Below are 13756 nucleotides of genomic sequence, written 5' to 3'. Positions count from 1 at the left end.
AAACGTCGCAGTTTCTTAGTTTGTTCAGGCGCGCGCATTGGAAGCATCGGTTCGCTGCTTCATGGGCAGGGCAAGAGTTCCCGACTTCGGCAGGCGCAGCTCAAATTGTCCGACCACAAAGGATGAGATGAGGGTCGTAAGGAAGGACCACAGCAGGTTTTGCGCCGGCAGATAGACAAAGAAGGACAACCCAAGAACCACCGCATCGCTGATGAAGTACGCTCCGCTTAACGACAGCGACGTGCGCTTTTTGAGGATTAAGGCAAGGCAGTCGTCGCCACCGGCAGCGCCGCCTCGGGTAACAACAAGACCGCATCCTGCACCCAGGAGCAATCCGCCGACGATGGCTGCCAGATAAGGTGCATTTTCAAGGGACGGCAAAACCGGACCGATCGCGGAAAAAATCTTCAAGGAAGTGGCATAAGAAAGTGTTGAGAACACAGCCTTTTTCAAAAATCCCCGTTCCAAAAGAAGAATGCCTAATCCGTAAAGGGTAAAGTCCAAAACAATGCTCAACATGGCAGGATCCAGCCCGAAAGCCTTATTCAGCAGGACAACGCCACCAAGTACACCGCCTTCGGTAATTCGGGACGGCATATGGATGTTATAGAGGGCAAAGGCCATTGTCAGATTGCCCAGAACCATTAAAAAAAGATCCAACACGGATAAGTTCATCCACGCCGCAAATCGGCGCAGTAGCTGCATGGGCTGATTTCTCCATGACTTTTTCGACAAGCATTTCATAAAGACACCTCGTTTTCATGGACACGGTGTCTTCCGAACCAAAAAAAGATTGCCTTGGCCGTGAGAAGACTCCGTGCTGTACAATCGTGTGGTGTTTGATGCTATTGTTTGCCATTCTTTCTTGTAAGAACTCTGTCTGCCTCGCCGTTTAATGATTCATCGTGCCACATCAGACAACGTATGAACCCGCTCACAGCAAGGTGCGCAGATAAAAACTACCGCTTAGCGGCACCCACAGGATATTACTATTACTAAAGCATCGTCAGTATAGCATAAAAAGAAGTGCGCTGCAGAAAAAAAGAACATGTTCGTTTCACAATTATGGCGTATACTCATACAATCCTTTTTGCCGAGAATAAAAGTTGCGGAAAAAGGGTAACACCATCAAGAATCGATAAATGGAAAAGAGGTGTACAGTGAATCCGGACGGAAGCAATAAGAAACGACCGATAATTTACTATTATCTGGCAGTATTTGTGGTGCTGTTGATTATTCAGCTCATCATCAGCCCGATGATTACCGAGTCCCGCATAAAAGAAGTGTCCTATTCGACTTTTACGAAGTTGGTGGAAGAGGGACAGGTAAAGAAAGTGCAAAAGAGCGCAACCGGTTATACCTTTGTGGTGAACGACAAAAACGGGACTGCCGTCAAGATGAAGACCGGCCCGTGGGAAAGCGATACATTGACCGAGCTCCTGGATAAGAAAGGTGTGGAATACAGTGCGGAAATACCCACTACACCCAATCCGATTTTGGGATTTTTGATTACCTTCCTTATTCCCTTGGCTCTTCTGTGGTACATGGGTCGCCGCATTATCACCCAGATGCAGGGTTCCGGCGCAATGAGTTTTGGCAAGTCGAATGCCAAGGTGTATGTGAAAGCCAAGAGTGGCAAGAGTTTCCACGATGTTGCCGGACAGGATGAAGCGAAGGATTCCCTGTTGGAAGTGGTGGATTTTCTGTCAAACCCTGCAAAGTATCGCGAGATTGGTGCGGTATCGCCAAAAGGGGTTCTTTTGGTCGGCCCTCCGGGAACGGGGAAGACGCTTTTAGCGCAGGCGGTCGCCGGTGAAGCGCATGTGCCGTTTTTCTCCATCTCCGGATCGGAATTTGTAGAACTCTTTGTCGGCATGGGTGCGGCGAAAGTAAGAGATCTTTTCAAAGAGGCAAAGAAAAAAGCACCTTGCATTGTTTTTATTGATGAAATAGATGCCATCGGCAAGCGTCGCGATACCGCCGGAATCGGTGGAAATGACGAGCGTGAGCAGACGTTGAATCAATTGTTAAGCGAAATGGACGGCTTTGAAGGCAACAGCGGCGTGGTGATTTTAGCAGCGACGAATCGTCCGGAAATCCTTGACCGTGCGCTTACGCGTCCCGGCCGCTTTGACCGCCAAATTCGTGTAGAATTGCCGGATATTCGCGGACGAGAAGACATTCTGCGCGTTCATGCCCGAAAGATTAAGACCGACGCACAATTGGATTTCCGCCAGGTAGCCAAAATGACTGCCGGTACATCCGGCGCAGATTTAGCCAATATTGTCAACGAAGGTGCCCTTAGAGCCGTCCGCGAAGGTCGTAATGCGGTAACGACCGAAGATTTGATAGAGTCGGTGGAAACGGTGATTGCCGGACAGCAGAAAAAGAATGCGGTCATTACCGATCGCGATAAAAAAATCATTGCGTATCACGAAGTCGGACATGCTCTCGTTGCCGCCATCCAGAAGGGGACCGCGCCGGTCACAAAGATTACGATTATTCCGCGTACTTCGGGTGCCTTGGGCTACACGATGCAAGTGGACGAAGAAGAAAAAGTCATCATGACGCAGGAAGATATTTTTCGCGAAATTGTCACGTTTACCGGTGGCAGAACAGCGGAAGAATTCGTGTTTCAGACCAAGACGACCGGAGCATCCAACGATATTGAACGGGCGACACAAATGGCACGCGCCATGGTTACTCGTTTCGGCATGAGCGAAGACTTCGATTTTATGGCGCTGGAAACCGTGAACAGTCCTTATTTAAGCCAGGATACGTCCTTGATGGCGGCGGATGCTACGGCTGCGGAAGTCGATAGCCGCGTCGCGGAGATTCTGAAAAAAGCGCATCAGACCGCACGGAAAATTCTGGAAGAGAACGAAGAGGAAATGCACGTCATTGCCGCATTTCTTTTAGAGCGCGAGACGATTACCGGCGAAGAATTTATGGAACTGCTCAATAAGACGCGCAGGGAAAATGGAAAAACCACTTTACCGGAACAGTCTGCTGCGGATGCGGACAATGCCGCCTCCGAGGAAGGCTTTTCCTCGGAAGAGGTGGATTTGTCGGTGGAGCAGTCGATTGCGTCGCAACCGTCCGATAGCGCAGAACAGGAGGAAGAATAATGGGCGGAAAAGAGATTCTTTATATTTCCGGACATCAAGTGCCGGATACCGATTCCATTTGTTCGGCGATTGCGTATGCCGAATTGAAGAATCGTACTACCGATTACGATGCCATCCCCATTCGTTTGGGCGACGTGAATCAGGAAACGCAGTTTGCGCTGCAGTATTTTGGTGTAAAAGCGCCGGCGTTTCGTGATACCATGCAGGCTCAGCTTTCGGAAATCGAGATTGATACGAGTTATGGCATTTCACCGATGACTACGCTTGCGCGTGCGACCCAGATTATTCAAGAGAATCATCAAAACTCGCTTTCCATTGTGGACGATGACCAAAAGCTCATGGGGGTCATTTCTCTTTCCAACATCACCAATTCCTATGCCACGATATGGAATGATAATATCTTGGGACGATCGGATACCCCGCTGGAAAATATCGTGGAAGTCTTATCCGGACAGGTCGTCTATCTGCCGGAACATCCCCGTGAGCGAACCGGATCGATTCATATTCATGCCATGGATCACATTAACGAGGTGATTGGGGAAAATGACATTGTCGTGGTGGGCGATCGCGAAAAAGCACAGGAAGAAACCATCCGCATCGGGGCATCGGTGCTTATTTTGACGAATAATGCGCATTTGGCGGAAGGCATGGAGGAATTGTGCAAGACGTATCGGGTAACGGTGCTGCGCACGCCCAATTCCACGTATTCGACCGCGCGTCTTTTGCCCCAAGCCGTTCCCGTGCGGTTCCTGATGACCTCTGAGGGATTGGTGACGTTCCATCGTTCGGAATATCTTGATGAAGTGCGTGAAATTATGGCGACAACCCGTTTTCGTTCGTATCCGGTGCTGGATGGACAGGGGCGTGTCGTGGGTTCCATCAGTCGGTATCACTTGATTAACACGCCCAAAAAGAAAATTGTGTTAGTGGATCATAATGAATCGACCCAATCCGTTCCGGATTTGAACCGCGCGGATATTCTGGAAATCATCGATCACCACCGGGTAGCGAATGTGAATACACCGGGGCCGATCTATTTTCGGGTGATGCCGGTGGGTTGTACCTCGACGATTGTCTCCCAGATGTACTTTGAACAAGGTGTTCGTCCCTCTCGGACGGCAGCGGGCATGATGTGTTCGGCGATTATCTCCGACACCCTTTTGCTTCGTTCCCCGACGACGACGGCGCTGGATCGCTTGGCACTGGAACGTCTTGCCCCCATCGCTGGCATCAACATTGAAGAGTATGCCATGGAAATGTTTCGCGCAGGGACAGACTTAACCGGCAAAGATCCCATCGATTTGTTGACCGGTGACGTCAAGCCGTTTGATATTGAAGGCTCTAAGGTCAAGGTGGCGCAAGTGTTTACGTTAAACAGCGAGAGTCTGGTGAATATGGAAAAAACACTGATGGAGACCATGCAGCAGCTTCGCCGTCAGCAGGGGTTGGATACCTATCTTTTGGTGGTAACGGACATCTTTGCGGAAAACTCGCTTATTTTTGTGGATGGCGAACACGCCGAAGAAATTGCCGAAGAATTTCATCAACCGTTGAAAAACAACAGTTTCTTGGGCGTGGGCTTGCTCTCGCGAAAAAAGCAGTTAGTGCCTAAGCTGACCGCAGCGATCGGACGGGCGAAGGAGAAGACGCGATGAATCATTTTTCGGATAGAGAACCGATGGGAGAGAAAGGAGCCGCCGAGGAGCACCGGTTTACGACGCAGGTGCTGCCTGCCGTGAAGGCTTCTGCTCCTGCCATTACAGAAGCTGCCGAATGGATTCGTCGAGGAGAGATCGTTGCTTTTCCGACAGAAACGGTCTACGGATTAGGCGCAGACGGTCTTAATGAAGAAGCGGTAGCAAAGATTTTTGCCGCGAAGGGGCGTCCCCAAGATAATCCGCTGATTTTGCACATTGCTACATTAGATATGTTAGATACCCTGGTAAAAGAGGTTACTCCGGCACAGTACAACGCTTTGCAGCGCCTCTGGCCCGGCCCGATTACGTTTATTTTTGAAAAATCGGATCGGGTTCCCGATCGGGTGACGGCAGGGGGATCGACCGTTGCCATTCGCATGCCGACCAGCGAAGTGGCGCGATCGCTCATTGCGCAAGCGAAAACGCCGATTGCCGCTCCTTCCGCCAATCGCAGCGGAAGACCCAGTCCGACGACGGCGTCGGATGTTTTAGAGGATATGGATGGTCGTATTCCGCTTATTCTCAATGGCGGTGCTTGTGATATCGGCGTGGAATCGACGGTCGTGGATGTAACGGAAGAGCCTGCCGTGGTGCTTCGTCCAGGTTATTATCCGCCCAGTATGCTGGAAAAGTTTTTTCCCGGCGTACACATCGATCCCGCATTGGACCTGATGAATAACCCTTCGCCGGTCACGACAGAAATGCAGGCAACGCCTGATGCAGGCGTTGCGCCCCCCAAGTCACCGGGCATGAAATATCGGCACTATGCGCCGTCCGCAGAGGTGACCATCTACATCGGCGAGGAAAACGCCGTAGAGTCTCGCATGATTAGCGACTTTTATTCCCTTGCCGAAAAAGGAAAGAAAGTCGGCTTTATGGTGTTTGCCGAAGCGGCGAAAGAACTTTCGCTGCTGCTTCCGCCGGAAGAAGCGGTGATTCGTTCTCTCGGAACAGAAGGAAGGATTGATACCATGGGGCAGCGCATTTTTCAGCTGCTGCGTGAATTAGACCGTCATCATTGCGACGCTATTTTTGTCCATGGAATTGAGCCGGTGGGATATGGCGTGGCGATTATGAACCGCTTGATGAAAGCGGCTGGCGGAAAGAGCATTTATGTGTCGTAAAGCCTCGTTTACGGGTTTTATTCTACGGGGGATTCTGTGGTAGAATAAAAAAAATGCCCGGAAAGGGGGACGAGATGGGAAAACTGGTTGTATTAGATCATCCATTAATTCAGCATAAGGTATCCATTTTGAGGGATAAAAATACCGGAACGAACGAGTTTCGTCATCTGGTGCAGGAAATTGCTCTTCTTGAGGCGTATGAGGCTTTGCGAGATTTGCAATTAGAGGAATATGCACTGGAAACACCGATGGAGTCGACTACGGGATATCGACTGACCGGCAAGAAACTTTGCATCGTTCCGGTTTTGCGTGCCGGCTTGGGAATGGTAGATTCTTTCCTCGATATCGTACCGACGGCAAAAGTGGGGCATGTCGGTCTTTATCGTGATCCCGATTCGCATTTGCCGGTGCAGTATTACCTCAAGCTGCCACAAGATGTCGCTAATCGTGATGTGTTTGTCTTGGATCCCATGCTGGCAACGGGTGGATCCATGGTTGCCGCCATCGACTTTTTGAAAAAAGCGGGATGCAAAAAAATCACGGCGGTCTGTATCATCGGTGCGCCCGAAGGCGTAAAGACGGTGCAGGAGAGCCACCCGGAGGTAGATATTATCATGGCGGCATTAGACCGCGAACTGAATGAGAACGCCTATATTCTGCCGGGACTGGGGGATGCCGGCGATCGCCTTTTCGGCACAAAGTAAGGAGTTTTTATGGAATATATACGGGTGCGCAATCGCGGTCCGTTAGAAGGGCGTGTGACCATCAGTGGCGCTAAAAATGCAGCGCTGCCCATACTTGCTGCGTCTTTGCTTGGCACAGAAGAGATTGTGTTAGAGCAGGTGCCACCGCTAAAAGACGTGGAAGTGATGGTGGATGTGCTACGTGCGCTGGATGTCAAGGTGGAATATCTTGATGCGGAAACCATTCGCATTGATGCTTCACAAGTGAACAAAACAGTAACGCCGGGCGAGTTAATGAACCGTATGCGGGCTTCTTTTGTGGTAATGGGTCCCTTGCTCACTCGTCTGGGGCGTACGTTCACCCAAATGCCGGGAGGTTGTAACATCGGGAAACGACCGGTGGATCTGCATTTGAAGGGCTTTAAGGCGCTCGGTGCGGAAATTGACGAAGAACCGGATGCCGTGGGCGCAAAAGCACCGGACGGCGGTTTGGTAGGCGGAAAAGTATACCTGGATTTTCCCTCCGTGGGTGCGACACAAAATATCATGATGGCTGCCACGATGGCGCGTGGGGAATCCATTATTGAGAATGCGGCGAAAGAGCCGGAAATTACGGATTTAGCGAATTTTCTGAATAAGATGGGGGCAAAAGTACGCGGAGCCGGCACCTCTACGATTACCGTACAAGGGGTAAAGAAGCTCCACGGCGCACGCCATGTGATTATTCCCGACCGCATTGAAGCGTCTACCTTCATCGTTGCCGCAGCGATGACCGGCGGTACGGTGGAAGTGCAGAATGTGCTTTCTGCGCATATCCGCCCGATTTTGGCGAAGATTCAGGAAGTGGGCGTTCGTATCGAAGAAAATGACGATGATACGATTCTCGTTCAGTCCACCGGCAGGCTCAAAGCGACCAAGATTCGCACGCTTCCCTATCCCGGATTTCCGACGGATGTGCAGGCGCAATTCATGGCACTAATGTGTATCGCCAAAGGACAAAGTCATGTCGAGGAGACCGTCTTTGAAAATCGGTTCATGCATGTGGATGAGCTGAACAAGATGGGGGCGCTCATCGTGACCGATGGCAATGAAGCGGTTATCCGCGGCGTGGAGCATTTAGTCGGCGCAAAGGTGAATGCTACCGATTTACGTGCCGGTGCGGCACTGGTTCTTGCCGGATTAGTTGCAGACGGAGAGACGCAAGTGCATAATGTGTTCCACTTAGACCGCGGCTACTATCGCTTTGAAGAAAAACTCAAAGGATTGGGCGCAGACGTCGAACGTTTTGTCGAATAACAACGAGGTGCGCCAGCTGCTTCATGCGTTTCGGCGTTCACGAGGTCGCCGATAAAGCATCTTTTAGGAGTGCATCGAAAAGAGGTGTTCTATGCAAATTAAGGGGACGGTTTCCACCGTACGCTTTCATAAGGACGAGAGTGGGTGGACCGTCTTTGTGCTGTCCACAGAGGACGGTCCCTTAACGTGCGTAGGCACTTTTTTTTCGTTGACGGAAGGGGAAGATTGGGAATTGGAGGGCGATCTCGTTTTTCATCCCAAATATGGCGAACAGCTGCAGGTGAAATTGGCGCGCAAAGTGGAGCCGACGACGGCGGAACAGCTCATACGGTATCTTTCGTCGGGGGCGGTTCCGCATATCGGGAAAAAACGGGCGACGCAGTTGGTGGAAGAATACGGCGTAAACGTGTTAACTATTTTGCGCGAGGAGCCGGAAGTGTTGCTTTCGCTTCGCGGCATAGGGCCGGTGAAGGCGGCAGCGATTCAGGAAGCGCTGATTGCGCAGGAAGCCTCTTCACGCACCATGATGGCGTTGCAGAATTTAGGTGTGGGGCCAAAAACGGCACAGGAGATTATGCGCGTTTTTGGTTTGGATGCCGTAGAGAAAATCAAAGAGAATCCTTATATTTTGGTTGAGCGAGTTGAGGGGATAGGCTTTCTTACGGCAGACGCGATAGCGAAGAAGATGGGCATAGCAGAGGATTCTCTTCTGCGCACAAAAGCCGCTATTGCTTTTTTTTGTGAACATGCCGCACTTTCGGATGGAGCTTGCTATGTGACCGATGAGGAGCTGGAACGCGGCTTGCGGCATCTGCTGGGGCGTGTGCCGGAGACTCTTGACGAAGCGATTTTTTCGTTGACGGTGGACGAACGTGTCGTGCGAGATGCCGCTAAAAAACGGCTGTACCTGCGTCGTTTTGATGTGGCAGAACACGATGTGGCGATGCGTCTCGTTTTGCTTCGAGAAGATGCAGGCGAGCCGTTAACGGTGGATTATCCGGCGATAGAAGAGAAACTCGGACTGGTGGCGGATGACTTGCAGAAAGCTGCTATTGCACAGGCGGCACAGGAACGGGTTGTTGTGATTACCGGCGGTCCCGGTACAGGAAAAACAACGATTGTGCGAGCCATCTTAGAGCTGTTTGACCAAAACGGACTGGTGAGCGCCCTTGCGGCACCGACGGGACGCGCAGCGAAGCGATTGGAACAGTCAACAGACAGAGAAGCCTTGACCGTGCATCGTTTGCTGGGCTATCGTGGAGGAGAAGAGATTTCCGGTCCAAGTCGCAATGCAGAGAATCCGCTGGAAGCCGATGCGGTGATTATAGATGAACTGAGTATGGTGGATCTGCCGTTGATGGCACATTTGACCGACGCCCTCAAGGATTCGGCGCGTCTTGTATTGGTGGGGGATGCCGATCAGTTGCCGTCGGTCGGCGCAGGAAACGTCTTGCATGATCTTATTGCCTCCGGCGTGATTGCGACTGTCCGACTGGAACACATTTACCGGCAATCCGAACAATCCGGTATTGTACGCAATGCGCATCGTGTGCGACATGGGGAAATGCCGGTAGCGAACGAAACAGGCGGCGACTTTTTCTTTTTGCCGACGAAAAATGTGCGCGATGCAGCGGATTTGATTGAAGATTTGGTTACGCGTCGTCTTCCCGACTACTATGGGCTTTCGCCGTTTCAGGATATTCAGGTGCTTTCGGCGATGAAGAGGGGGGAGTGCGGTGTAATTAGCCTAAACGCCCGTCTGCAGCGTGCGTTGAATCCGCCTCGCGAAGCGAAACGAGAATGGGATGTTGGCGATAGACATTTTCGCGAAGGCGATGCCGTCATGCAGGTAAAAAACGATTACGATTTGGCATGGACGACGGCAACGGAGGAAAAAGGAGAAGGCGTTTATAATGGCGATTTTGGCGTGCTTTCTGCGATTGATGAACAGGGAGCGTCTTTTGAAGTCGATTTCGAGGGTCGCCGGACGCACTATGAACCAAAACAATTTCACGAACTGGACTTGTCGTATGCCGTCTTCTGCTTGAAGTAACAAGGATCGGAGTTTCCTTGCGTTGTGATTGCCGTTGTGCCGGGCGCGCCGATGCTCTTAACGCGCAATATTCTGTATACCGCTATGACACGCGCGCGAAATTTGTGCCTTTGCGTTGGGGATAGGCAAACCCTCAAGCGTATGGTGGAGAACAACCACATCCGACGGCGCAATTCTTCGTTGGATGAACGGCTGAGCCAGGCGTTGGCATTACGTCAGGAACTATTTTAAGGAGGAAGGGTGTCCTTTTTGTTTGTGGAGAAAGATCGCTGTCCTTTTTGTCATCGTCCGGCAAACGGGCGGTTCGGTCTGTGTCGCGATTGCTTGGACATGTTGGAAGCGCCGGGCGCGTGTCACCGTTTTTCTTCCACAGACGATGTTCCCTTTTATGCCTACAGTGCGCTGTTTTATAATCGCTTTTTGCGCCACTACTTTGGAGCCTATAAGTTTCACCAAAGAACGGCGTATGAATTTGTTTTTCAACATCTTTTGAGTGCCTATGCGAAACAGCATCCCTTGCTTTCACGGGCATCTTGGGTATCGTATATTCCACAGCATCATCGCCGGGAAGTGCTTCGCACATCTAATCCGGCAAAAGCACTTGCGGAGTCGGTTTCCTCTGCGCTTGCTATTCCGCTGCTTCCACTGTTGCAAAAAGATTCTTCACGCAAGGCGCAGAAGACAATGGCGGCCTCGGAGCGACTAAGGAATGTGAGAGGGGCGTTTTCCTTATCTCCTTCTGCTTTGCGCACTTCGCCATTTGGCGTGGGCATTGTCTGTGACGACTTTATCACGACAGGAAATACACTTTGGGAAGCCTTGCAAACTCTAAAAGAAGCGCAATGGTATGCCGTGGGGCTAACATTGGCGTGCGTCGACTTTCCAACCGAAGAAGAAAACGAAGGTGGCTGGTTACAACAGAAGGAGGAAAGATGAAAACGGTCTTGGTAGAACCGCTGGCAATAGCGGAAGAACGTTTGAATGCGCTGTCTGCGCCGCTTCGGGAGAACGGCAATCAATTCGAAGCCTATACCACGAAGCCGAAAACAGAAGAAGAATGGCTTTCTCGTATTGAGGGCGCCGAGCAGGTTATCTTGGCAAACACCCCTATGCCGGAAAGCATCCTGGACAAGACTTCCGCCCTTCAATATATCAATATCGCCTTTACCGGAACGGACCATGTGCCGGTAGAAAAAGCGCGCGCTAAAGGGATTCGTGTCACCAATGCCGCGACCTATTCGGATGAAGGTGTTGCAGAGTTAGTGATGGGTATGACCATTTCTCTTCTTCGTCATCTCAAAGAATGTGATGGCGAAATCCGTCAGGGAGGAAAGGCGGCCGATTTTTGCGGAGGAGAGATTGCCGGTCGAACGGTCGGGATTATCGGAACCGGTCGTATTGGAACGCGTGTAGCACAGCTGTTTCATGCCTTCGGGGCGCGACTGATTGGCTTTAATCGTTCGCAAAAGGAGGCGCTAAAAGCACTTGGTCTTACCTATCTTCCGCTCGAAGAGGTGCTTCGGCAAGCGGACATTCTTACGCTGCATCTGCCGAGTACGCCGGAAACACGCGATTTTCTCACCGCCCGTCATTTTGCTTTACTGAAACCGAGTGCGATTCTTCTTAATTGTGCCCGTGGAGCGATTGTCAATTCGCACGATTTGGCGGAAGCCCTGAAACAAGGGAAACTTGCCGGTGCAGGCGTGGATGTTTTCGAGGAAGAACCACCCCTTTCTTCCGACGAACCGCTTCTTTCTGCTCCGCATGTTCTTCTTACGCCGCATATCGCGTATTTTACACAGGAAGCGATGGAAAAGCGTGCGAAAATTGTTTTTCGTAACGCTTGCGCCTTTTTAGACGAAAAGAACCGAGAATAATCCGTTGCTGCTGCCAAAGTCGGTGGTTTTTCTTTGAGGCATCGTTTCGTAACACTTTTTTGTTCTTCGTCATGGCGTATCTCGTTTGGGGAAATCAAACGGCATTCTGCACGAATCCGCTATAATGGGAAGGAACAGGAAGGAAGGATCGATGACGAAGAGAAAACACCCGGTGGTGGACGTGCGTATTGAAGAGTTAGCGTATCCGGATCGTGCAAGTGGCGTTGTGCTTTCGCCCGTGCCGCATGATCCTGTGGGAGAGATGCTGGAGATTCCCGTAGATCATAGCGGACGAAAAGGAATAGCCCCCATGCGGATGAAGGGAGGACTTCCCGGACAAGTTTGGCGTTGTCGCGTGAAGCGTTCGCATGGTGGCGTGCGCGAAGTTTTGCCTTTACAACTGCTTTCTCCATCCCCTATGGAACACTATCCCTCCTGTCCGCAGGCGGGCTTCTGCGGCGGTTGCAATTACCAGACGATTAACGTGGAAACCGAGCTTCTTTTGAAAAGTCGGCAACTGCGTGCATTGTATGCGCCATTGGGCGTATCCTCGTCGATTTCTTTGTATCGCAGTCCAATCACCGAAGGATACCGCAGTAAGATGGAATACACGTTTGGGGACAGTACGCCGGGCGGACCGTTGACGCTTGGTCTTCACCGTCCAGGTCATTTTTACGATATTTTGCCGACCCCACTTTGCAACATTGTGCCGGAGGATTTCAATTCTTTGCGCAAAGCCGTGGAGCGTTTTTGTCGTGAGCGTGCGTGGTCGTTTTATCATCGTGCGACGAAAACCGGTTATTTGCGCCATTTAGTACTTCGTGCCGCCTTGACGACGGGAGAACTGATGGTCAATCTTGTGACCACCTCGGAACATGAGTGGTCTGCCATGGATACCTCGGAATTTTTGCGCCTTCTGCACAATCTTTCTCTTTCTCTGCCTATAGTCAGCGTTTTTCATACCACTAACGACAGTGTCGCGGACGTTGTTCAAGCGGATACGCTTACCCTCTTGGAAGGGCGTTCGTATCTTGAGGAGCGCCTTTTCGATCTCACGTTTCATGTGGGACCATTCTCTTTCTTTCAGCCCAATGTGCAAGGCGCAATCAACCTTTATACGAAGGCGCTTGACCTTGCTGGCGATTTACGTGGCAAAACGGTCTACGACCTCTATTCCGGCACCGGTACACTTGCCCAAATTGCCGCAACGCGCGCCCAGCGTGTGGTCGGCGTGGAGATTGTGGAAGAAGCCGTCGAGAAAGCGCGAGAGGCTTCCCAGCGCAATCATCTTGCCAATGTGCGTTTTGTTGCTGCCGATGTCTTAGACGAGCTTAACCGCCTCGCCGACCTCGGCGATCGTCCCGATGTTGTTCTTCTCGATCCGCCTCGCCAAGGCATTCATCCCAAAGCCATCGCCCATATTCTTTCGGCTGCTCCCGAACGCATCGTTTACATCTCCTGTAATCCCACCACGCAGGTTCACGACCTTTCCCTTTTCACCGCCGGTGGTTACCGCATAGAGCAAGTGGTCGCTTTTGACCAGTTTCCGCGGACGAAGCATGTGGAGTGCATAGCGTTGATACAAAGAGTGAAATCGTGAAAATCCTGCATTTTAAGCAGTTTTACAAACATTATGTATTTGTAGAAGACGGAGAGGGAGGACGAAAAAAAGTCTTAAAAAATTATATGGATGTGAATGTTTGCATTGATATGGTGTGTGGAGATACAAAGAATGTTTTTGAAAGTGAGGAATAAGAAATTATGAGATGGATAATAAAAATAATCTTATTCCCAATTAGCTTGGTGTTAAGTATCCTCACAGCATTTCTGACATTTCTACTTGGTATCGGAACAGCCCTACTATATTTGCTGATGATGTTTTGTATATTTGGAGCAAT

Annotated in this window: 10 protein-coding genes and 1 pseudogene; 10 read left to right on the top strand and 1 reads right to left on the bottom strand. The window is 50.9% G+C overall.

Going from position 1 to position 13756, the window contains the following annotated elements:
* Nucleotides 1–24 precede the first annotated feature (24 nt).
* Nucleotides 25–705, bottom strand: coding sequence for a YitT family protein (locus tag RDL68_RS00620; RefSeq protein WP_308539728.1), 681 nt, complete (start codon nt 703–705; stop codon nt 25–27).
* Between the two features lie 437 nt (nt 706–1142).
* On the opposite strand from RDL68_RS00620, the gene ftsH reads away from it, so the two are divergent.
* The 10 genes and pseudogenes from ftsH to rlmD all read left to right on the top strand — a co-directional run bounded on the left by ftsH (nt 1143) and on the right by rlmD (nt 13458).
* Nucleotides 1143–3128, top strand: coding sequence for an ATP-dependent zinc metalloprotease FtsH (gene ftsH, locus RDL68_RS00615; protein WP_308539727.1), 1986 nt, complete (start codon nt 1143–1145; stop codon nt 3126–3128).
* Nucleotides 3128–4783 carry a putative manganese-dependent inorganic diphosphatase gene (locus RDL68_RS00610; RefSeq protein ID WP_308539726.1) on the top strand — a complete coding sequence of 552 codons (1656 nt, stop codon included), beginning with the start codon at nt 3128–3130 and terminating at the stop codon, nt 4781–4783. The genes ftsH and RDL68_RS00610 overlap by 1 nt, the downstream gene beginning before the upstream one ends.
* Nucleotides 4780–5949, top strand: coding sequence for an L-threonylcarbamoyladenylate synthase (locus RDL68_RS00605; protein WP_308539725.1), 1170 nt, complete (start codon nt 4780–4782; stop codon nt 5947–5949). The genes RDL68_RS00610 and RDL68_RS00605 overlap by 4 nt, the downstream gene beginning before the upstream one ends.
* A 74-nt stretch (nt 5950–6023) precedes the next feature.
* Entirely contained in the window at nt 6024–6653 is a 630-nt protein-coding gene (gene upp, locus RDL68_RS00600; RefSeq protein WP_308539724.1) for a uracil phosphoribosyltransferase, read from the top strand.
* A 9-nt stretch (nt 6654–6662) separates the two neighbouring features.
* Nucleotides 6663–7928, top strand: coding sequence for a UDP-N-acetylglucosamine 1-carboxyvinyltransferase (gene murA, locus RDL68_RS00595; protein ID WP_308539723.1), 1266 nt, complete (start codon nt 6663–6665; stop codon nt 7926–7928).
* Nucleotides 7929–8019: 91 nt separating this feature from the next.
* On the top strand, nt 8020–9981 hold the full coding sequence (locus RDL68_RS00590; RefSeq protein ID WP_308539722.1) for an AAA family ATPase: 1962 nt from the start codon (nt 8020–8022) through the stop codon (nt 9979–9981).
* Nucleotides 9982–9993: 12 nt separating this feature from the next.
* Nucleotides 9994–10212: pseudogene (locus RDL68_RS00585) on the top strand (ATP-binding domain-containing protein); the annotation flags it as partial.
* A 9-nt stretch (nt 10213–10221) separates the two neighbouring features.
* Complete coding sequence (locus RDL68_RS00580; RefSeq protein ID WP_308539721.1) at nt 10222–10917, top strand: hypothetical protein; 696 nt, start codon at nt 10222–10224, stop codon at nt 10915–10917.
* Entirely contained in the window at nt 10914–11858 is a 945-nt protein-coding gene (locus tag RDL68_RS00575; protein ID WP_308539720.1) for an NAD(P)-dependent oxidoreductase, read from the top strand. Before RDL68_RS00580 ends, RDL68_RS00575 begins: the two co-directional genes overlap by 4 nt.
* A 151-nt stretch (nt 11859–12009) precedes the next feature.
* The gene (gene rlmD / locus RDL68_RS00570; protein WP_308539719.1) at nt 12010–13458 is read left to right on the top strand and encodes a 23S rRNA (uracil(1939)-C(5))-methyltransferase RlmD; all 1449 of its coding nucleotides are present in this window, start codon (nt 12010–12012) and stop codon (nt 13456–13458) included.
* Nucleotides 13459–13756: the final 298 nt, after the last annotated feature.

Origin of the sequence: uncultured Murdochiella sp., assembly GCF_902488755.1 — a bacterium.
Taxonomy (GTDB): Bacteria; Bacillota; Clostridia; order Tissierellales; family Peptoniphilaceae; genus Murdochiella.
The sequence above is the reverse complement of the archived record's forward strand: the minus strand, read 5'-3'. Positions and strand labels throughout refer to the sequence as shown.

Coding starts and splice junctions, on each gene's coding strand:
- RDL68_RS00590 (WP_308539722.1), top strand. CDS start 8,020: ATGCAAATTAAGGGGACGGTTTCCACCGTACGCTTTCATAAGGACGAG.
- RDL68_RS00575 (WP_308539720.1), top strand. CDS start 10,914: ATGAAAACGGTCTTGGTAGAACCGCTGGCAATAGCGGAAGAACGTTTG.
- RDL68_RS00620 (WP_308539728.1), bottom strand. CDS start 705: ATGCAGCTACTGCGCCGATTTGCGGCGTGGATGAACTTATCCGTGTTG.
- ftsH (WP_308539727.1), top strand. CDS start 1,143: ATGGAAAAGAGGTGTACAGTGAATCCGGACGGAAGCAATAAGAAACGA.
- upp (WP_308539724.1), top strand. CDS start 6,024: ATGGGAAAACTGGTTGTATTAGATCATCCATTAATTCAGCATAAGGTA.
- murA (WP_308539723.1), top strand. CDS start 6,663: ATGGAATATATACGGGTGCGCAATCGCGGTCCGTTAGAAGGGCGTGTG.
- RDL68_RS00610 (WP_308539726.1), top strand. CDS start 3,128: ATGGGCGGAAAAGAGATTCTTTATATTTCCGGACATCAAGTGCCGGAT.
- RDL68_RS00605 (WP_308539725.1), top strand. CDS start 4,780: ATGAATCATTTTTCGGATAGAGAACCGATGGGAGAGAAAGGAGCCGCC.
- rlmD (WP_308539719.1), top strand. CDS start 12,010: ATGACGAAGAGAAAACACCCGGTGGTGGACGTGCGTATTGAAGAGTTA.